The organism is Ruegeria sp. YTSA075 (genome assembly GCF_059610245.1).
Genome location: NZ_JBXWNG010000006.1, coordinates 37,513 through 57,179 on the forward strand (window position 1 = coordinate 37,513; position 19,667 = coordinate 57,179).

General features: G+C 56.4%; 22 protein-coding genes. 14 read left to right on the forward strand and 8 right to left on the reverse strand.

Annotated elements, in window-relative coordinates; translation table 11 throughout:
• Positions 1-58: 58 nt before the first annotated feature.
• Entirely contained in the window at positions 59-1,456 is a 1,398-nt protein-coding gene (locus tag AC2FGE_RS12830; protein WP_496819601.1) for an aspartate aminotransferase family protein, read from the reverse strand.
• 71 nt (positions 1,457-1,527) lie between these two features.
• Complete coding sequence (locus AC2FGE_RS12835; RefSeq protein WP_496819602.1) at positions 1,528-2,175, reverse strand: GntR family transcriptional regulator; 648 nt, start codon at positions 2,173-2,175, stop codon at positions 1,528-1,530.
• 176 nt (positions 2,176-2,351) lie between these two features.
• Here AC2FGE_RS12835 and AC2FGE_RS12840 point away from each other — a divergent pair, with 176 nt between their 5' ends.
• From AC2FGE_RS12840 to AC2FGE_RS12860, 5 genes are all read left to right on the forward strand, one after another.
• Positions 2,352-3,437 carry a polyamine ABC transporter substrate-binding protein gene (locus AC2FGE_RS12840; protein WP_496819603.1) on the forward strand — a complete coding sequence of 362 codons (1,086 nt, stop codon included), beginning with the start codon at positions 2,352-2,354 and terminating at the stop codon, positions 3,435-3,437.
• 66 nt (positions 3,438-3,503) lie between these two features.
• The gene (locus AC2FGE_RS12845) at positions 3,504-4,631 is read left to right on the forward strand and encodes an ABC transporter ATP-binding protein (RefSeq protein WP_496819604.1); all 1,128 of its coding nucleotides are present in this window, start codon (positions 3,504-3,506) and stop codon (positions 4,629-4,631) included.
• Positions 4,631-5,521, forward strand: coding sequence for an ABC transporter permease subunit (locus AC2FGE_RS12850; RefSeq protein ID WP_496819605.1), 891 nt, complete (start codon positions 4,631-4,633; stop codon positions 5,519-5,521). Before AC2FGE_RS12845 ends, AC2FGE_RS12850 begins: the two co-directional genes overlap by 1 nt.
• Positions 5,518-6,336 (forward strand): ABC transporter permease, encoded by an 819-nt coding sequence (locus AC2FGE_RS12855; protein WP_496819606.1) that lies wholly within the window; start codon positions 5,518-5,520, stop codon positions 6,334-6,336. The genes AC2FGE_RS12850 and AC2FGE_RS12855 overlap by 4 nt, the downstream gene beginning before the upstream one ends.
• Positions 6,333-7,634 (forward strand): NAD(P)/FAD-dependent oxidoreductase, encoded by a 1,302-nt coding sequence (locus AC2FGE_RS12860; RefSeq protein ID WP_496819607.1) that lies wholly within the window; start codon positions 6,333-6,335, stop codon positions 7,632-7,634. The genes AC2FGE_RS12855 and AC2FGE_RS12860 overlap by 4 nt, the downstream gene beginning before the upstream one ends.
• 7 nt (positions 7,635-7,641) lie before the next feature.
• On the opposite strand, the gene AC2FGE_RS12865 is transcribed toward AC2FGE_RS12860, so the two are convergent.
• The 3 genes from AC2FGE_RS12865 to AC2FGE_RS12875 form a co-directional block, all read right to left on the reverse strand.
• Positions 7,642-8,442 carry a phosphotransferase gene (locus tag AC2FGE_RS12865; protein ID WP_496819608.1) on the reverse strand — a complete coding sequence of 267 codons (801 nt, stop codon included), beginning with the start codon at positions 8,440-8,442 and terminating at the stop codon, positions 7,642-7,644.
• 124 nt (positions 8,443-8,566) lie between these two features.
• Complete coding sequence (locus AC2FGE_RS12870) at positions 8,567-9,229, reverse strand: flagellar hook capping FlgD N-terminal domain-containing protein (protein WP_496819609.1); 663 nt, start codon at positions 9,227-9,229, stop codon at positions 8,567-8,569.
• 2 nt (positions 9,230-9,231) lie between these two features.
• Positions 9,232-10,443: a flagellar hook-length control protein FliK gene (locus AC2FGE_RS12875; protein ID WP_496819610.1), complete on the reverse strand. Its 1,212-nt coding sequence runs from the start codon at positions 10,441-10,443 to the stop codon at positions 9,232-9,234.
• 134 nt (positions 10,444-10,577) lie between these two features.
• Here AC2FGE_RS12875 and AC2FGE_RS12880 point away from each other — a divergent pair, with 134 nt between their 5' ends.
• From AC2FGE_RS12880 to AC2FGE_RS12905, 6 genes are all read left to right on the forward strand, one after another.
• Entirely contained in the window at positions 10,578-10,844 is a 267-nt protein-coding gene (locus AC2FGE_RS12880; protein WP_496819611.1) for a rod-binding protein, read from the forward strand.
• Complete coding sequence (locus tag AC2FGE_RS12885) at positions 10,834-11,193, forward strand: flagellar biosynthesis protein FlgN (RefSeq protein ID WP_496819612.1); 360 nt, start codon at positions 10,834-10,836, stop codon at positions 11,191-11,193. Before AC2FGE_RS12880 ends, AC2FGE_RS12885 begins: the two co-directional genes overlap by 11 nt.
• A 209-nt stretch (positions 11,194-11,402) precedes the next feature.
• Positions 11,403-12,653, forward strand: a complete 1,251-nt coding sequence (locus tag AC2FGE_RS12890) for a flagellin N-terminal helical domain-containing protein (protein WP_496819613.1) — start codon at positions 11,403-11,405, stop codon at positions 12,651-12,653.
• Between the two features lie 77 nt (positions 12,654-12,730).
• Positions 12,731-13,105, forward strand: a complete 375-nt coding sequence (gene flaF / locus AC2FGE_RS12895) for a flagellar biosynthesis regulator FlaF (protein ID WP_496819614.1) — start codon at positions 12,731-12,733, stop codon at positions 13,103-13,105.
• The gene (flbT, locus tag AC2FGE_RS12900; RefSeq protein WP_496819615.1) at positions 13,105-13,506 is read left to right on the forward strand and encodes a flagellar biosynthesis repressor FlbT; all 402 of its coding nucleotides are present in this window, start codon (positions 13,105-13,107) and stop codon (positions 13,504-13,506) included. The genes flaF and flbT overlap by 1 nt, the downstream gene beginning before the upstream one ends.
• Positions 13,503-14,297, forward strand: a complete 795-nt coding sequence (locus AC2FGE_RS12905; RefSeq protein ID WP_496819616.1) for a DUF1217 domain-containing protein — start codon at positions 13,503-13,505, stop codon at positions 14,295-14,297. Before flbT ends, AC2FGE_RS12905 begins: the two co-directional genes overlap by 4 nt.
• Positions 14,298-14,405: 108 nt before the next feature.
• On the opposite strand, the gene AC2FGE_RS12910 is transcribed toward AC2FGE_RS12905, so the two are convergent.
• The 3 genes from AC2FGE_RS12910 to AC2FGE_RS12920 all read right to left on the reverse strand — a co-directional run bounded on the left by AC2FGE_RS12910 (position 14,406) and on the right by AC2FGE_RS12920 (position 17,045).
• Complete coding sequence (locus AC2FGE_RS12910; protein WP_496819617.1) at positions 14,406-15,977, reverse strand: DUF427 domain-containing protein; 1,572 nt, start codon at positions 15,975-15,977, stop codon at positions 14,406-14,408.
• A 107-nt stretch (positions 15,978-16,084) separates the two neighbouring features.
• Entirely contained in the window at positions 16,085-16,786 is a 702-nt protein-coding gene (locus AC2FGE_RS12915) for a winged helix-turn-helix domain-containing protein (RefSeq protein WP_496819618.1), read from the reverse strand.
• The gene (locus AC2FGE_RS12920; protein ID WP_496819619.1) at positions 16,758-17,045 is read right to left on the reverse strand and encodes a hypothetical protein; all 288 of its coding nucleotides are present in this window, start codon (positions 17,043-17,045) and stop codon (positions 16,758-16,760) included. The genes AC2FGE_RS12915 and AC2FGE_RS12920 overlap by 29 nt, the downstream gene beginning before the upstream one ends.
• A gap of 176 nt (positions 17,046-17,221) precedes the next feature.
• On the opposite strand from AC2FGE_RS12920, the gene AC2FGE_RS12925 reads away from it, so the two are divergent.
• The 3 genes from AC2FGE_RS12925 to AC2FGE_RS12935 all read left to right on the forward strand — a co-directional run bounded on the left by AC2FGE_RS12925 (position 17,222) and on the right by AC2FGE_RS12935 (position 19,615).
• Complete coding sequence (locus AC2FGE_RS12925) at positions 17,222-17,677, forward strand: hypothetical protein (protein WP_496819620.1); 456 nt, start codon at positions 17,222-17,224, stop codon at positions 17,675-17,677.
• 111 nt (positions 17,678-17,788) lie between these two features.
• On the forward strand, positions 17,789-18,406 hold the full coding sequence (rnhB, locus tag AC2FGE_RS12930; protein WP_496819621.1) for a ribonuclease HII: 618 nt from the start codon (positions 17,789-17,791) through the stop codon (positions 18,404-18,406).
• A gap of 105 nt (positions 18,407-18,511) precedes the next feature.
• Positions 18,512-19,615, forward strand: a complete 1,104-nt coding sequence (locus AC2FGE_RS12935) for a site-specific DNA-methyltransferase (protein ID WP_496819622.1) — start codon at positions 18,512-18,514, stop codon at positions 19,613-19,615.
• Positions 19,616-19,667 lie beyond the last annotated feature (52 nt).

Genomic DNA, 19,667 nt, shown 5'->3' on the forward strand with positions numbered 1-19,667 from the left:
ACCCCAAAGAAAAAGGCGGCTATCACAGCCGCCTTCACTATAAACCGGGATCAACCAACTAAGACGCCGCCTTCATCAGCCCCTGTGCGATGATCTCGGCCTGTGCTTCATCCAGCGATCTGTAGATGCGTACGAACATCTCGTCGATATCCGCCGGAGTCAGGACAAGTGGTGGAGAGATGATCATCCGGTCGCCCACATGGCGCATGATCAGGTTGTTGGCAAAACAGCGGTCGCGGCAGATATACCCAACGGTGCCGGGGGCCGAGGCGAATTTGGCGCGGCTTGCCTTGTCGGGCGTAAGTGCGATCGAGGCCATCATGCCTACAATCTTGGCCTCACCCACCAACGGATGATCGGCCAGAGCCTCCCATTTTTTCTTCAGATAAGGCGCGGCTACGTCGCGGACGTGGTCGACGATTCGTTCCTCTTCGAGGATGCGCAGATTTTCCAGGGCAACTGCTGCTGCGACCGGATGCCCGGAATAGGTGTAGCCGTGGTTGAACTCGGTGCCCCCAATCACCTCGGCAATCTCATCATTTACGATGGACCCGCCAATGGGCGCGTAGCCCGAGCTGAGGCCTTTGGCGATGGTCATGATATGGGGTTTGATCCCAACGGTTTGCGACCCGAACCAGTTGCCGGTACGGCCGAAGCCGCAGATGACCTCGTCGGCGATCAACAGGATATCGTATTTGTCACAAATACGCTGAACTTCGGGCCAATAGGTATCCGGCGCGACAATGACCCCGCCAGCGCCTTGCACCGGTTCGGCGATAAAGGCGGCTACGCGGTTTTCACCCAGTTCCAGAATTGCCTCTTCCAACTCACGCGCACGGGCCAGGCCAAAGTCTTCGGGCGTCATGTCGCCCCCTTCGGCCCACCAATTCGGCTGGTTGATGTGGTGGATATTCGGGATCGGAATGCCACCCTGTGCGTGCATTCCGGCCATTCCGCCCAGCGAAGCGGAGCCCACCGATGAACCATGGTAAGCGTTATGGCGGCTGATGATGATGTTTTTGTCAGGCTGACCTTTTTCTGCCCAATAGGTGCGCACAAGACGGATGTTGGTGTCGTTTGCCTCTGAACCACCTGCGGCAAAGAAGACGTGGTTTAGGTCACCGGGCGCCAGCTCGGCAATCTTGGCCGCCAAAGCAATGGCGGGCACGTGGGTGGTTTTGAAAAACGTGTTGTAGTAGGGAAGCTCGCGCATCTGACGCGCGGCAACGTCGGCCAGTTCGTCGCGCCCATAGCCGATGTTCACGCACCACAGACCGGCCATTGCGTCCAGGATCTCTTCGCCCTCACTATCAGTCAGGTAGACGCCTTTGGCGCGGGTAATGACGCGCGCGCCTTCCTGCCCCAATGCACCATTGGCCGAGAACGGGTGAAGGTGATGGGCCGCATCCAGGGCCTGTAACTCAGCGGTGGGCATATGGTTGGTGATGGTGGACATCCTGAAACCTCCTAAAGCAGTTGCAGGTCACAATATGATCAAATTTTTGTCTGTCAATCGAATCGCGTGATTCAGGCAGGGGTCAGCGCGCCGACCATCAGCTCCATCCCCTGTTCAACATCTTGTGCGGTGGCCAATGCAGCCTTTTCGGCATCGCCTTCGCGCAGTGCCGCGATGATGTCCTTGTGTCGATCTGGCAGGCTCTGCGTGCCGAATCGGCCACTGACAACCCGCAAGGACGGGCCGAATCTGAGCCACATCCGCTCGGCCAGATCGCGTAGAATCGGGGCATCCGCATGGGCATAAAGCGCTTTGTGGAAGGCATAGTTCAAGCGAAGATAACCGCCGATATCGCCTTCGTCGATCATGCTGTCCAAACGCTGGTCAATTCGCTCTAGCTCATCAATCCCAGCAGGGCTTAGATTTGTGGTTGCGCGTCTGGAAAGCTCTGATTCTATTGCGCTTCTGGCGAATTTCATCTGGGCGATATCCGAATCGGAAATCAATGGAACACTGACCCGGCGGTTCCCCTGAAACACCAGTGCCCCATCAGAGGTCAACCGCCGAATCGCTTCGCGCACCGGTGTCATGCCAACACCCAAAGCATTGGCCAAACCCTGGATTGTAACCGGTTGTCCCGGAACCAAATCGCCAAACAGGATTTGCGATTTGAGGGTGTGATAGACCTGCTCATGCACGGGGCTTTTTGTGTCACTCATCTGTGCTGCATTTGCTTTATTTTTGATCAAATCCAATGGGCTGGTTCCAGTTTCGATACCTATGGTTTGCGGGGTTTAACCCTTCGTGGAACCATAGTCGTTACCATCAAAAAACGCAAAACTTGATCAAATCTGAAAAACAGGGAAAATACCCGGACATTTGCAGGGAGAAAAAAATGACAATCAAAACGCTGACGCTGACAGCGGTCATCGCATTGGGGACTTCGGCAGCCTTTGCCGAAGAGGTGCGTGTTTACAATTGGTCCGACTATATTGACGAGGACCTGCTGGCGAAGTTCGAAGAAGAGACCGGCCTGACGCTGATCTATGACGTCTTCGATAGTAACGAGGTTCTGGAAACCAAGATGCTGGCCGGTGGGTCAGGCTATGATGTTGTGGTGCCGTCCGGCACTTTCTTGCAACGTCAGATTCAGGCTGGCGCGTTTCAGGAACTGGATGCCGCCAAACTGTCGAACGCTGGCAACCTTTGGGACGTGATCCAGGATCGCACTGCAGGCTATGATCCGAACAACGCCTATTCCATCAACTACATGTGGGGCACCACCGGCATCGGTGTGAATGTTGGCAAGGTCAAAGAAGCTTTAGGCGACGACGTGGTCCTGAACAGCATGGACCTTGTCCTGAAACCCGAAAATATGGAGAAGCTGGCCTCGTGCGGTGTGCATTTCCTGGACGCGCCTGCCGAGATGATACCGATGACACTGCAGTATCTGGGTGAGGATCCTGACAGCCATGATCCGGATGTCATCGCCAAGACCGAAGAGGTGCTGATGGCGGTACGTCCGCATATTCAGAAATTCCACAGCTCGGAATACATCAATGCGCTGGCCAATGGCGATATCTGTGTGGCCGTCGGCTGGTCGGGTGACATCCTTCAGGCGCGGGACCGTGCGGCCGAGGCCGACAATGGTGTCGAGATTGAATACCACCCCTTCGCCGAAGGGTCGCTGATGTGGTTCGACCAAATGGCCATTCCTGCGGATGCGCCCAATCCCGAGGGTGCGCACAAGTTCCTGGACTTCATCCTGGACGCCAACAACATGGCTGCCGCGTCGAACTATGTGTACTACGCAAACGGCAACAAGGCTTCGCAGGAATTTCTGGAGGAAGACGTGATCGGTGATCCGGCGATCTATCCGGATGATGCGACGATGCAGAACCTCTATATCACGACGCCCTATCCGTCGAAAACACAGCGGGTCGTGACCCGCCTGTGGACCAAGATCAAGTCAGGCACCTGATCTTGCGGCGCGGGGCGAAACAACGCCCCGCGTTTTTCTTTGCCGTACAGAAATACGGGGGCCGCTTTGAACTCTGATGTCTTTGCGCCGTGGGAAGACCCACAGGCGAAACCGCTGATCCAGTTCCAGAATGTCACCAAACGGTTCGGGGGCTTCACTGCCATCGACAACCTGTCGCTGGACATTTTCGAACGGGAATTCTTTGCTCTGCTCGGCCCATCGGGCTGTGGCAAGACCACGATGATGCGAATGCTGGCGGGGTTCGAAACCCCGACCGAGGGACACATCATGCTGAGTGGACAAGACATTGATCCGATCCCGCCGAATAAGCGGGCGGTGAATATGATGTTCCAGTCCTACGCGCTGTTCCCGCATCTCAGCATTTGGGACAACATTGCCTTTGGGCTGCGCCGGGATAACATGCCCAAGCATGATCTGGAGGATCGGGTCGAGGAAATGTTGCGCCTCACTCGTTTGGAACAGTTCGCCCGTCGTAAACCGCACCAGATTTCGGGTGGACAAAGGCAGCGGGTCGCTTTGGCACGGTCGCTGGCGAAGGCTCCGAAGCTGTTGCTGTTGGACGAACCCCTTGGCGCGCTGGACAAGAAACTGCGACAGGACACGCAGTTCGAACTGATGGATATTCAGGAAAAAACCGGCACCACCTTTGTGATCGTCACCCACGATCAGGAAGAGGCGATGACCGTTGCCAGCCGTGTGGCGGTGATGGATCAGGGCAAACTGATGCAAGTCGCCACGCCGGATCGTATCTATGAAAACCCGAACTCGGTCTACGTGGCCGACTTCATCGGAGATGTGAACATCATCGAAGGTCGTGCAACATCGACAGGTGATGAGACCTATCAGATCGATTGGGCCGAAGGACAGGCACCCCTGACTGCGACATCGGGCACTGAGCTTTCGAATGGTCAATCCTGCCATCTCGCAATCCGGCCCGAGAAAGTGACAATCTCGACCGATCGCCCGGCCGAAGCAATCAACGCGGTGCAGGGCAAGGTGCTGGACATTGCCTATCTTGGTAACCTCTCAACCTATCACGTGGAACTGTCAAACGGCACGATCATTAAGGCGCAATCTGCCAACACGCGCCGTATCTCGCGCCGATCCTTCACTTGGGAAGACCCGGTCTGGCTGTCCTGGACAGCAACGGCCGCGGTTCTATTGGCGAACTGATGCGCCGTGCCCTGCTGATTGCTGTGCCCTATGTCTGGTTGCTGGCACTGTTCATGGTGCCGTTCTTCATTGTGTTGAAGATTTCGCTGTCCGACACGGAACTGGCCATCCCGCCCTATACGCCAACGCTGGACCTGTCGCAGGGATGGGCTGGCATCAAGGACTTCTTCAGTCAGCTGGATTTCGAGAATTTCGTCTGGCTGACCGAGGATGACCTGTATTGGAAAGCGTATCTATCCAGCGTCAAAATTGCCCTGATTTCGACCATTCTGACGTTGCTGGTGGGCTATCCGATCGCCTATGGCATGGCGCGCGCGCCCGAAGAATGGCGGCCTACATTGATGATGCTGGTGATTCTGCCGTTCTGGACCTCGTTCCTGATCCGCGTTTATGCATGGATGGGCATCCTTTCGAATGAGGGTTACCTGAACCAGTTGCTACTGTGGACGGGTATCATCTCGACCCCGCTGACCATCCTGAACACCAATACGGCAGTCTATATCGGTATCGTCTACACCTACTTGCCCTTCATGATCTTGCCGATCTACTCGGCACTGGAGCGGATGGACGAATCCCTGATTGAAGCCGCCGAAGATTTGGGATGTTCCCGTCTGCAAGCGTTCTGGTTGATCACCATCCCGTTGTCGCGCCCTGGCATCATCGCCGGCTGCTTCCTGGTGATGATCCCGGTGATTGGTGAGTTCGTGATCCCGTCGCTGTTGGGTGGATCGGGTACGCTGATGATCGGCAAGGTTCTGTGGGAAGAGTTCTTCTCGAACCGTGACTGGCCCGTGGCCAGCGCCGTGGCCGTGGTCCTGCTGTTGATCCTTGTGATTCCGATTGTGCTGTTCCAGCGCAACCAGCAAAAACAGACGGAGGCCGAGCAATGAGCAGGCTAAGCTGGTTCAATGCCGTCTCGCTGACGCTGGGGTTTGCGTTCCTGTATATCCCGATGATCATCCTGATCATCTTCAGTTTCAACGAAAGCAAGCTGGTTACCGTTTGGGCGGGTTTCTCGACTAAGTGGTATGGTGAGCTGGTCCAGAACGAGGCGTTTTTGGACGCTGCCTGGGTCACGATCCGTGTTGCGGTGTTTTCGTCCACGCTGGCCACCATATTGGGCACCGCTGCCGCCTACGTGCTGGTGCGCGGGGGGCGTTTCTTTGGGCGAACCCTGTTTTCGGGCATGATCTATGCACCGCTGGTGATGCCCGAGGTGATTACTGGCCTATCGCTGCTGTTGCTTTTCATCGGGATCGGTTTGGATCGAGGCATTCTGACCATCGTTCTGGCGCACACGACATTCTCAATGTGCTTTGTGTCGGTTGTCGTCTCGTCGCGCCTTGTGACATTCGATCAGTCTTTGGAAGAGGCCGCGCTGGATTTGGGCTGTTCTCCCGCGCAGGCGTTTCGCCTTGTCACTTTGCCGATCATCGCACCAGCCGTGATCTCGGGCTGGCTGCTGGCCTTTACCCTGTCGCTGGATGATCTGGTGATTGCGTCGTTCACGTCTGGGCCATCGGCGACGACCTTGCCGATCAAGATATTCTCAGCCGTTCGGCTTGGGGTCAGTCCGGAAATCAATGCGCTTTCGACCATCATGATCGCAGTTGTCACGGTGGGGGTGATCACCGCATCGCTGGTCACGAAACGTGCGATGATGCGGCAGCGGCAGGATGAAATGGCCGCCGCCCGCGCCGAATGAAACGCATCTATCCGGCCTACACCTACGGCCCCGGCCCGCGCGAGGGGTGTTGGTGGGATGAGACCTGCCCCAGCCCTGACTGGCAGGAACTGAACGGCGATCAGAGTGTAGATGTCGCCGTCATCGGCAGCGGTTTCACCGGAACCTCTGCTGCATTGCACCTTGCCAAAGAAGGGGCTTCGGTCGCCGTGCTTGAAGCGGAAACCCCAGGTTGGGGCGCATCGGGGCGCAATGGCGGTTTCTGTTGTCTGGGCGGATCAAAATTGAGCCACAGCGCCTTAGCCCGCCGCTTTGGGCAGGACAGTGCCGCCGCTCATGAACAAGCAGAACATGATGCCGTCGCGTTGGTTGCGGCCATGCTTGAGGAATATCAGATCGCGGCTGATACGCATTCGGTCGGTGAGACCCAGCTGGCGCATTCATCGCGTGCGATGGCGAAATTGCGCAAAAAGGCAGACCAAAGCGGCACCCTGCATAAGAAAGAAGATTTACCCGGATTGGGTCTGAACGGCCCGTTTCATGGCGGCTACACGACTCCGGTCGGGTTTGGTTTGAATCCTCGGAAATACCTGTTTGGACTTGTGCGATCCGCAATCGCATTGGGGGCGGCATTTTATCAGAACAGCCCTGTGCAAAGTGTCCAGAAAACCTCCTCGCGATTTGAACTTGGAACGCCCACGGGCCGCGTGCAGGCTGATCAGGTGCTGATCTGCACCAACGGGTATTCGAGCGAGGATGTTCCAGACTGGATGTCAGGCCGGTACATGCCTGCGCAATCCACGGTTCTGGTTACTCAGCCGTTGACCGAGGCCGAAAAGGCGGCGCAGGGCTGGACCTCAGACCAAATGTGCTATGATACGCGGCATCTTCTGCATTACTTCCGTCTGATGCCGGATGGGCGGTTTCTGTTCGGAATGCGAGGGGGGCTGCGATCTTCCGAGGCGTCCGAGAGGGCCATCCGAGATAAGGTGCAGCGGGATTTCAGACAGATGTTCCCTGCATGGTCCGATGTCGATATCACCCATATCTGGTCGGGTATGGTGTGTCTGTCACGTTCGCTGTTGCCCTATGCAGGGGCCGTTCCGGGATATCCCGGAATGTTCGCGGGGTTTGCGTTTCATGGCAACGGCGTTGCGATGGGCAGCTATTGCGGTCGTGCGCTGGCGCGATTGGCTTTGGGGCAGGCGACGGGCTTGCCAGAGCCGATGACACAAACGCCCGCTCGGTTCCCGTTGGGGCGCATGCGGCGCGCGCTGTTGCCGCCCGCCTATGCGGCCATGGCGGTTGCTGATTGGTGACGTATTCCTAACGCAGCGCCTCAACTTCAAGCTGAAACCCATGTTCGTAATCTGGGGCACCATTCTCTACCCGCCAAAGGCAATAGGCGGCCATGCGCCAGGCGAACCACGGTCGAAGCTGTCCGTATCGGGACAGGACTTCGGGGTCTCCGTAAGCGCTTAGAAAGCGGTTTTCCTGACCTCGGTCCAAAGGCATACCCCGATAGAGCAGTTGCATCGCCGGGGACAGGAACATTGCCAGGTCTTCACAAGGGTCACCCAATGCCGGGCATTGCCAGTCAATCAGAGTCAGCCCGGATGCAGCGACCAGAATATTGCCGGGCACCGGGTCGCCGTGAATCAGGCTTAGGTTCGCCGTTGGAGTGACTTCATGATCTGGCCTAAGGCTCAGCAGTTTGTTTCGGGTTTCGGGGGCACAAAGATTAAGGATGTCTTGCCCATGCCGGGCAAGATCTGCACTCCCGTTGCAGCCTTCTGGCGCTGGAACTGTAGCCGTTGATTGATGCAATCGCCGAAGCAACCAAGCGACGGGTGCGGGATCATCGTTCCAAGGTGTGCCGGGCGCATGGTCGTACAGAACCCAATGATCTGCATGATAACCACCGGCAGCGCATAGGCGTGGAACCAACCCCGTAGGTTCCAATGCGGTCAGGCATCGTGCTTCTAGCGCGGCGTCGTTGCGAAACAGCGGGTTTTGCAACGAGGATCGATAGAGTTTCAGAACGCGGTCGGCATCTCCGCCCAGAACCTTCCAGACCTGATTGGTTCGCCCGCCGTAGAGGGTTTCGAAACGCGCACCGTTTTGCACCAACTTTTGATCAGAAAGTTGTTGGATAAGATCAGGCGGAGGGGCGGAGAAGCTTGGCAGGGTCAAAACCAGTTCTAAGGGCGAATCGCGATCCGCTTAGGTTTGGCCCGTGCGTCTGGTCAGATCAAGCGCCTGATCGAACCCCGCTCACCTGGTGTGTGGGAACAATCTGCCCGCCTTCGAGGGTCAGCAAGATCGAATCTGTACCAATCTGCGCCTCAACAACCCGGCCGTATGAGGCGACAGGTGTTTCAGACAACCGCTCTCCATCCTGATAGCTGCTGAGGGTTGCAGTGTAGTTCCCCGGCGGCAGCGGGTTGCCATCAGAATCGGTTCCGGCCCAGGTAAACTCGGTCTGATCAAGCGGGACATCCGAGGTGGAAACGACTTTGCCATCAGCGTCCCGAACGGTCAGGGTGGCTTGGTCCGCCGATTCATGCGGAGCTGCAAACAGAGTCACCGGTTGGCTGTCGAAGCTGAACCCGGACGTTGACCGGACATCCATGCCGACCCAATTCGCCAGTTCGCCCAGGTTCAGGCTGCCCATGCTGGAGGTGAGTGAGGCCAGTAGATCGTTGGTCTGAACCTGCTGTTCCACCATCGAAAACTGCGCAAGTTGCGAGGCGTATTCGGCTGAATCCATCGGGTCCAGCGGATCCTGATTCTGGGCTTGTGTTGTCATCATCAACAGAAAGGTTTCAAAATCAGAGGCGATCGCACTGGTTTTGGAGCCCGAGGTTGCTTGCGACTGAACCGATGTCTGAGCGGCTTGTGTTGGATTGATCATGTTCAAAGCCTTATATCAATGCCCCGGCCCGGGGCGGTGTTCTTCGGAAACGGGGCAGCCTGCGCGCCCTGATCCTCAGGCGTCAGATCGAAGTTGTTCGCGGTTTGGTGACCGAGCGGGTTTTGCGGCGAATCTGAGGAGTCCCCGAGATCAAATGACAGGTCACCATAGCCTAGTTTCTGAAACTCCTCAGACAACACAGCGATATGGCGGCGCATCAGGTCCAGGGTTTCAGGCCGTTCTGTGGCTATGGTCAGGTGAAACCCGTCTTCGCGCCCATTCAGAACGATGGAAACGCGTCCCAACTCCTCGGGGTTCAGGGCAATTTCGATTGCGCCCGAGCCAGGCCGGGCCTGTATGGCTGCAGCCATCTGGCCCGCGATTGCCCGCGCAACCTCGGTTCGCGCCGCCTGTACAGGTGCGCTGAGTGGTGCGGTCGAATCGCGGGTTGATTGCAACACGGGCTCCTCACCCAAGGCAGCAACGGGTTCGGCGGCATCGACTTTATCAGCCAGTTCTGCATCACGCTGCCGGGCAAAGGCTGTCAATTGCAATTGCGCGACACTGATGCCGACAGCCGGGGACGGTACGGCATGTGTTGGCTTTTGCGGTTGCACGGTGGCGGGATTGGTATCCGGTACTTTGTCAGCAGGCACCGCATCAACCTGTGCGGATCTGTCTTTTGACTGCATTTTAGCAGCGTGCATTGCGATCACACCGGTGTCGGGACGACTGGGCGCATCTTTTGTAGCTACGAGGGTTTCCCCCAATGGCTTTGGTTGAACTTGCTGCGTTGGGTCAGCAGGCTCAATCCGTGATTTGGACATCTCGCTATGTGCCGATTCTGGCGGAACATCCACCACGCCCCGTCCCTGCTGCGGCTGCACCATAGTCTCATTCCCAAGTTGCGCTTGTGTTGGGGTGACTGCGAACTCCGTTTTCCCAACCTCAACAGGTTTTTGAGTTTCGGGACGCGGTGTCGGGTTAGAAATCGCTACATCCGGGTCCAAAGACTCACCTTTGACCGAGGGGATATTGGTTTCAGCCGCCATTGGGGCGTCTTGTTCCTCTGGCATATCTTCGGACGAGATTTCCAGTTCAGGCGGCGCTTCCTGTTGATCCAGAACATCCTGAAACTGGGCCCCGGTCCTGTTCTGGCGCTCTTTCTCTGCGCTCGCCTCGGGTTTGGCAGTCGAGGCTGTTGCAGCTGTCATCGGTGTAAGCGGGTTGGGCATTTTGCTCCGGGCTCCGTCATGTCTGATCGGAAACCTGCCTGCAGGAAGTTACGTTTATTTTAACCGCTTTCACCTTTGATCGAGAAAGTTCGATGTAAATTTCGGAGAAAGCGATGAAGGTTACGGCACTGCCCCAACCGGTTCAAACCGCCGATAAGCTGAAGGCCGCAGCGGTCGAGCTTGAGGCGACATTTCTGGCTGAGATGCTGAAATCTGCAGGGCTGGGTGAATCGCGCGATTCATTCGGCGGCGGAGCGGGTGAGGATCAGTTTTCGTCTTTCCTTGTCCAGCATCAAGCCCAGCAATTGGCCCAGTCGGGCGGTGTCGGCCTGTCTGAAATTTTGTTCAAATCAATGATGGAGAAGTTCAATGACGGTTGAACCAAGCATGAGCCTGATCAAATCCCTGGAAGAAATTTTGGATCTTGAACGTACCGCGCTGGTGGATGGTGATCTGGATCGCCTGACTCACATGGTGCCGGAAAAAGAGAAGCTGATTGGCGCGATCAATGACTTGCAGGTGCGTGACAGCGTCGATCTGATTCGAGTTCAGCAAAAGGTCGAACGCAACCAGGCTTTGTTGAACAGCGCCGCAGACGGTATCCGCGCCGTTGCCGCTCGTATGGCCGAACTGCGCCGGGTGCGGCAGGAATTCAGTACCTATGGGGCTGACGGGCAGCGCAGCGGCTTTAAAGTTCGCAGCCATGCAAAGCTCGAAAAACGGGCTTAGCTTGGTGTTGATTCAAATCTGAAGTTTCGGGATCGGGCATCTTAGCACTCCGTTAGGGGATCAACGCCAAAAGTGTCCTTGCACCTGAAATCAGCAGGTGGCGCGAACGGCCACAGGGCGCATCGCACAGGTCAGAAAGACAGCCAAGCCTGCAGTTCTCTGCGGGGTGAACATGGGCGCAAATCGCCCGAAGTGAAAGGATGACAGCAATGTCCAGCATTCTGACAAACAACGGCGCAATGGTCGCGCTGCAGACCCTGAAATCGGTCAACAAAAACCTGGCGATGACGCAGAACGCAATTTCAACAGGTAAGGACGTCGCAACCGCCAAGGATAACTCGGCGGTATGGGCGATTTCGAAAGTGATGGAATCGGACGTCAAAGGCTTCAACGCGATCAAAGACAGTCTTGCATTGGGTGAGTCGACTGTGGCGGTCGCGCGGAACGCATCTGAAACTGTGACCGATCTTCTGACCCAGATGAAAGGCAAGATTGTCGCGGCGCAGGAAGGCAACGTTGATCGGGCCAAGATCAACGATGATGTCACCGCTCTGCGCAACCAGATCGAATCGGTTGTTGGTGCAGCGCAGTTCAATGGACTGAACCTTGTGGATGGATCTGCGGGTACTGTTTCGATCCTGTCTTCGCTGGACCGTGATGGCACGGGTGCTGTCAATTCGGCGTCTATCTCGGTCGCCAGCCAGGATCTGTCCATCGGTGGGTATACCGCCAAGGGCGTGCTTGCAGGTTCGGATGGTGCGACCACCGATAACGACGTGGCTGGGTTCACTATGGACCGTACCGCCGGCACCGGCGATATCGTGATCGACAGTTCTACTGACAACTTTGAAGTTGGTGACCGGGTCTCGATCCGGGTTGGTGATCAGGAGGTGTCTTACACTATCCAGGACAGCGATCTCGATCCTTCAGGCACATATGACGAGAACTATACCGATGCATTGGTTGCGGTTGGCCTGAAGAACGAGATTGATGCGTTAGGCATCACCGGGATGGCGGTTGACTACGACTCGTCGGGTGCTCCGAACACACTGTCCTTCGCAACAGGCACGGCGGCCGCCGGGGCTGATGCGGATCAGGATATCTCGGTATCTGCTCAGTTCTCAAATGCTGGTTCGGGTGGTCTGGGTGCGCTCAGCTCGATTGACGTGTCCACTGATGCGGGTGCCGCTGCTGCACTTGGCACGATTGAATCGCTGATCGACACGTCGATTGACGCAGCCGCTGCTTTTGGTTCGGCCCAAGGTCGAATCGAGACCCAGCAGGATTTCGTGTCCAAACTGACGGATTCCTTCAAATCCGGCATCGGCGCGATGGTTGATGCGGATATGGAGGAAACCTCGGCCCGTCTTCAGGCTCTGCAGGTCCAGCAGCAGTTGGCGACTCAGTCGCTGTCGATCGCCAACCAGGCGCCGCAGTCGATCCTGTCGCTGTTCCGTTAATTTTGGAACTTGGCCGGGGCGCGGTTTTCGCGCCCCGGTTCTGACCGCCTGAAGACGGCCAATTGGAAGGATTTCAAGTGACCCCGCAAATGCTTGCTCACAACGCTTATGCGCAAACTGCCGCCCCTGTTCGTACACCACGCGACACTGAATTCGAGGCGATCTCGAAAATCACACGCCGTCTGAAAGCGGCCGCGGCCAGCAAGACAACCGATTTCGCCGCCTTTGTGCAGGCGGTTCATGAAAACCGTCGTTTGTGGACCGTTCTGGCAACTGGCGTTTCAGATTCCGACAACGCCTTGCCCAATGAACTACGCGCGCGGATTTTCTATCTGGCAGAGTTCACGGAACATCATAGCAGTCAGATCCTTGGCAACAACGCCACCGTAGAACCATTATTGGAGATCAACACAGCGGTCTTGCGCGGCCTGCGCCAGGGCGGGGCGGCGTAATGGGGGGGCTGGTTCTGAAACTTGCCCCGAAAGAGAGGGTTCTGATCAACGGTGTCGTGATTGAAAATGGGGATCGTCGCAGCCGGTTCTCGATCATGACACCTCAGGCGAATGTTCTGCGCTTACGCGATGCGATACACCCCGATGAGGTTAACACGCCTGTCCGCCGTGTCTGTTATGCCGCGCAGCTTGTTCTGTCAGGCGATATGGATCCTGTTGAAGCGCGTCAGCAGTTGCTGCGCCGGGTCGAAGAGTTGAGTCAGGTTTTCACAGATGCTGACAGCCGCCGTGTACTGGGCGAAGCCACGGATGCACTGGTGGGCGAGCATTACTATAAATGCCTCAAATCCCTTCGTTCGCTCTTGCCGCGGGAAGAGCGTTTGATGGCTTATCAGCAATGACATTTCAACCCGTCATACCCACGGGCGGGTTGGTTGGTTGGCGCTTCCTCCAGCGAACCTATGAGTCGCAGTTTCAGGCCTTTTCGAGCTCGAATATCAACGAGCGCGAAAATCGCTACTTCCTGGAGAACATCGGAAAGATTGAAACGGCTGAGCAGCTGGTTTCGGATCGGCGCCTGCTGCAGGTCGCGCTGGGTGCCTTTGGTCTGGAAGGGGATCTGGACAACCGATTTTTCATCCGCAAGATCCTTGAGGATGGGACGAGTGCGGATGATGCCTTGTCCAATCGGTTGGCCGATAAACGGTACCGAGAGTTTTCGGACGCGTTTGGGTTTGGGCCTGGTCAGGTGCGGCGAACCGGCTTTGCGTCCTTGATGGAACAGGTCGCGCAAGACAATATGGCCGCCCGTTTCGAGATTTCGGTCGGTGAATCTGATGAAACGATGCGGATCGCCCTTTATGCGCAGCATGCGTTGACGGAGCTGGCGCAAGAAAATGTCAGTGCTGATACCAAATGGTTCGATCTGATGGGCTTGCCTCCGCTGCGCAGCATGATGGAGACAGCGCTGGGCTTGCCGCCGTCGTTTGGGCAGTTGGATATCGACAAGCAGTTGGTCGAATTCAAAGATCGCTTGCTTCGGTTGACCGGGTCCGATGATCTGGCGCAATTCACCGAAGAAGATGCGGTGACGCGATTGACCGACACCTATCTGGCGCGCAGTCAGATCGCACAGTTGCAAAGCACCATCTCGCCAGCGCAGACCGCGCTGATCTTGCTGGGGGCAGGGTAAGCAGAGATAGATGTCCTGCTGCTATCGTTCCGGCGTATAGTTGGTGGGTTAACCATGTAATCTGTCGACGGGTGAAACGCCATCGCGACCAAGTAACGACCGCGTTTGCTAAGAATTCAGGATCTCATCCGCGGACGTGCGCAGGGCATAGGAGTTAACAGGCTTTGATACATTATGCAGGGCTACCTCACCCAAAGGCTGCGCATGGGCACAGGCAGGGGCGATGTCTTCGGACACAACAATGCGATGGCCAACCGTTTTGCCGAACTCACCAAGCCGAGCTGCAATGTTTGCCGCTTGTCCGATGACCGTGAAATCCAGTCTCTCGCGCGATCCAACATTGCCATAAGTCACGCGCCCATAGGCCACTCCGATCGAGCAATCGCAGTGAATATCGTCGCCCGATTGCCGCAGTTCGCCCAACCGTTCGACGATATCAATCGCCGTGCGCTGTGCGCTTTCGCGCGCGATGTCTGGGTCATCCAGTGCCGGGAAGACCGCAAGCACAGCGTCGCCGATAAACTTCAGCACTTCGCCACCGTTTTCGTGCACGATTTCCGAGACAGTTTCGAAAAACTCGTTCAACAGATTGATATAGGCCTCACGCCCTAACTGTTCTTCCAGACTTGTGGAGTTGCGAAGATCGCAGAACATGATCGCGGCGTCGATCTCATCGCCATCGCCACGCCGAATTTCACCGCCCAGAACCCGTGCGCCTGACCGTTTGCCCACATAGGTCTCTAGCAGAACCTGCGCGTTTTCGCGTTGCATGAAAACTTCGTAGTAACGCGCGATGACCGATGAGCATTCAAACACCAACCCGAGGTTTTCGGTGGTGAACCCATTGGGGTGATCGCAGGTCAGCGTCAGAACATTGGTGCGCCCGTCTGAGAATGGCAGTGGCATCGCCACGTAGTCGGTTGCGCCCTTCTCGCGCAAATCCTCCATGATCGGAAAGCTGTTATGCGGATTTTCGTCATTCAACCGCTGACGTACGCCGCCAAGCCCATTGGAAACGTGGCGCAAGGGGCTGTTGATAAAGGCCGGATGATCGTAGATTTCATAAGTCGGCGCGCGGGTCAGAATCTCTTCCTGATCCTTTTCCCAGATAAAATGCTTGCCCGCGATCAACGGGTGAAGGGACCAGGCCAGTATGCTGAGGCGTTGGATGGCGATCCCGTGCTCCAACATTTTCTCGGCCAGGGCTTCGGTAAAGGCCTCGGGAGTCGTCGCGGTCGAGGCACCGCGCATCAGCCAGTCAATCAATGGGCCGCTGATATTGCCATCATCCGGATCACGCAGCTGGTTCTGACCCAGATCGATGTCGGTGTAAGCGCCGGGCATGAATCCGATATGGCCCTGAATGGCGATGCTCTCTGGCAAAGCTTGTTCATAGGCCCAGACGGAATTGGCCAGATATTCGCCCTGAACGGTGATGTCGTGATACGTCGCCGTACCCTTGAACGGGCAGAAGGTTTGCAACTCGGTTTCGGCGCTCAGGTCGACGCATAGATCATCGCGTGGGATGTAGATGGTCGGCGGCAGACGAGTTTCATACATCACCTTGGCGTTACGGCTTTCGGCCAACAGTGTATCGTTCCGATAGATGGCGATCCTGCCCTCTAACGGTTCTACAGAGATTCCATAACCAGTGGTTCTTGGTGTGGCGTGGACGTTCATGATCGACCTCCCTTGCCATGGGTCCACAAAGAATGGGGCCTTCCGCCCACCATTCCAAGAGGGATCATGCAGATTTTATCGGCTGTGCGATCGTGCACCCAAAGATGTCAGACCATTTGAATGACATCTTTCTCGATCGACAGCATATAGCCTTTCTTGGCGATGTTTTTCACCAACAACTCGCTGACCATCTGGTTGCCCAAGGTATCGCGCAGCCGCTTTATCCGTGTCGCACCTGCTGCTTCGTCGCAATCCGAGGCGTCCCGGCCAGAGATCATTCCTTCGATCTGGGCGCCGGATAGTACCTCGTCATCCAGACGGGATTCCGCCAGAACGGACAGGGTTTCCATTGCCGCGGGGGTCAGTTTGAAATCCATGTTGTTGAGGTAGACAGTGTTTTCCTCACGGCTGATCAGCAGGGAAGTAACCTGTATCCCGGTGCGTTCGATCTGGGCCATGCGACGGTTCAGCAGCACCAGCATGACGAGAAACACAAAGGCTGAAATCAGCATCGCGCAGGAAAAGACCAATAAGACGTAAATCACCATCCGATAGCTGGACAGCGTATCCGCAAAGGCGGTGCCGGATTGGGCCAAAATTTCCAACAGCCGGATTTCTGTTTGCGATGTCAGATCGCTTTCAACGAATAACCGCTCGACCCGCACGTTGAAGGCGTTGGCGTCGGGCAATGTCCACAGCAAAAAGGCGGCAGCGGTGACAAGGATGATCAGGATCGCGGCGATCCCCAGCCCCACAAGCCGTGTACCAGAGCGTCTTGCATCAGAAACGGAGATAGAATTTTCCGGCATTGGCCTTCCTTTGATCTAACCCTTCCGGTCCGAACACTGTCATTACATTCAGCAAGGTCCAGCCAGAGCCTTGCAGGCGCTGGGCGACCTCTTGCTGCGCCTGACCTTTGTCGCATGAGGTCAGCTGCATCACACCGTAATGCAGGCGCAACGGGTTGTCCTGTTTTGCCTTATAATCCGCATAGCAATCCGCTGCGGACGCGACGGAGCCCACCGATATCAGGGACGCCAGGGCCAAAGAAGAGATGATCTGTTTCATAGGCCACATCCTGCGCATGGGTTGGCCCGATATTCAATAACACAAGGGGTTTGCGCAAGTTGATATTGGATAGCAAGGGCCTGTTATTGCCTGTCTGAAAGGTGCGGGCCCAGTTTGGGTACATCGAATGCGCGGCCCGTCAGGTGGTCGCATCCACATCCGAAAGGACAAGCAAGATGCACAAGAAATTCATTGCTCTGATCGTTGGGGTTGCCATGGCTGTGACCGGGGTTTCCGCCTCGCAAGCGCGCGCGGCGGACACGGGTGACATATTGGGCGGGTTGGCCGCAATCGCGATTATTGGTGCGGCGGTCAATCATTACAACAAGGAAAAACGCAAAGATCGTGAACGTGCCTCGCGGCAGTACACCCATGTGGACCCAAAGCCGCGCCATGTGAAACCTCTGCCCAAGCGGGTGGCGCGGTATGATTTGCCCCAGCGTTGTTTGCGAACTTTCAATGCCTATGGGGATCGGCCGCTGTTGGGGACCGGTTGCCTCAACAAGCACTACAAACATGCAGGTAGCCTGCCACAAGAGTGCAAGGTCGGTTTTTGGAATGGCAAAAAGGTCAAACGGGCCTACGAACCCGCATGCCTGCGCCAACAAGGTTACCGCGTGGTTTATCAGTAATCAGTCACGAGCAGGAGCGGTGCCACAGAAGTACCGCGTAAGAGAGAGGGCGGCGTAAGCTGCCCTCTCTTTTTTCTTGCGGTCGGTGATGAAACGCGGTTTTCCAGGGGGATGATGGTTCCGAGTTTTGAGCTTGAGCAGGCCCTGCTGGACAGTGGGCATCTTCGCATCGCAGGTGTGGATGAGGTGGGGCGCGGCCCGTTGGCCGGGCCGGTGGTTGCGGCCGCTGTGATCCTGAACCCGCAGGATATCCCCGAAGGGTTGAACGATTCCAAGAAACTGACCGCGAAACGCCGCGCCGCTTTGGATTCGGCGTTGCGGGTCCGGGCAGAGTTTGCAGTGGCCGAAGCATCCGTGGCCGAGATTGATGAGATTAACATACTGCGCGCCTCGCATCTGGCAATGGAGCGGGCAGTTGCAGCTCTGTGCCCGGCACCTGATTATCTGCTGATCGATGGTAACATGATCCCGCGCGGCCTGAAGATCCCCGCGCAAGCTGTGGTCAAAGGAGATGCCCGATCAGTGTCGATTGCGGCGGCCTCGATCCTTGCCAAAAACTGGCGCGATCAACTGATGGTGGATTTGGCGCAACAGCATCCGGGATATGGATGGGAAACCAATGCCGGTTATCCATCAAAACAACACCGCGATGCGCTGCGAAATCTTGGTGTGACCCCACACCATAGACGTTCGTTCAAACCAGTCCACAATATCTTGTATCAAGAGTAAATCGTAAGCTACTGATTCAAAAAAGAATTTGACGGCGAATCATCTTTGACTCATCCTTGTCTCAACCAAATGAGCGCAAAAGCGCCGTGGAACTGAGGCAGTGATATGACCACAATCAAGACAAAGGGCGCAGCCGCGCTCCCTTTAAACACGATCCTATCCGGAGACTGCATCGAGGTGATGAACAGTCTTCCTGAGGCGTCTGTTGACCTGATTTTTGCGGATCCACCGTACAATCTGCAACTGAAAGGTCAGTTGCACCGCCCCGATAACTCTCAGGTGGATGCGGTTGATGATCACTGGGATCAGTTTTCCAGTTTTGGGGCCTATGATCAGTTCACGCGGGAATGGTTGAAGGCTGCGCGTCGCCTGCTGAAACCCAACGGTGCGATCTGGGTGATTGGCTCTTATCACAACATTTTCCGCGTGGGCTCGGCCCTGCAGGACGCTGGGTATTGGATTCTGAATGACGTCGTGTGGCGTAAATCGAACCCGATGCCGAATTTCCGTGGCAAGCGCTTTACCAACGCACATGAGACTATGATTTGGGCCTCGAAACAGGAAGGCGCGAAATACACGTTCAACTATGAGGCGCTGAAGGCCCTGAACGAGGGCGTGCAAATGCGCAGCGACTGGGTGCTGCCGATCTGTACCGGGCACGAACGCTTGAAAGACGACAACGGCGATAAGGCACATCCCACGCAGAAACCGGAATCACTGCTGCATCGCGTTCTGATCGGATCGACCAATCCAGGTGACGTGGTGTTAGACCCGTTCTTTGGCACTGGCACCACGGGTGCCGTCGCGAAAATGCTGGGGCGTGAGTTCATCGGCATCGAGCGCGAAGAAAGCTATCGCAAGGTCGCCGAAAAACGCATCGCCAAGGTGCGTAAGTTCGACCGCGAGGCGCTGGAGGTCAGCGCCAGCAAACGCGCCGAGCCGCGCGTACCCTTTGGCCAGTTGGTCGAACGTGGCATGTTGCGTCCGGGTGAAGAACTCTATTCCATGAACCAGCGTCACAAGGCCAAGGTTCGGGCAGATGGCACCCTGGTGGGCGATAATGTCAAAGGTTCGATCCATCAGGTTGGTGCGCATCTGGAAAACGCCCCCTCCTGCAATGGCTGGACCTACTGGTGCTTTAAACGCGATGGCAAGACTGTGCCCATCGACGTGCTGCGTCAGCAGATCCGGTCCGAGATGCACAACTGATCTTAAGAACACCGCCGGTGCCTGTGGCCTGACACAAGGCACTCAGCCTTGC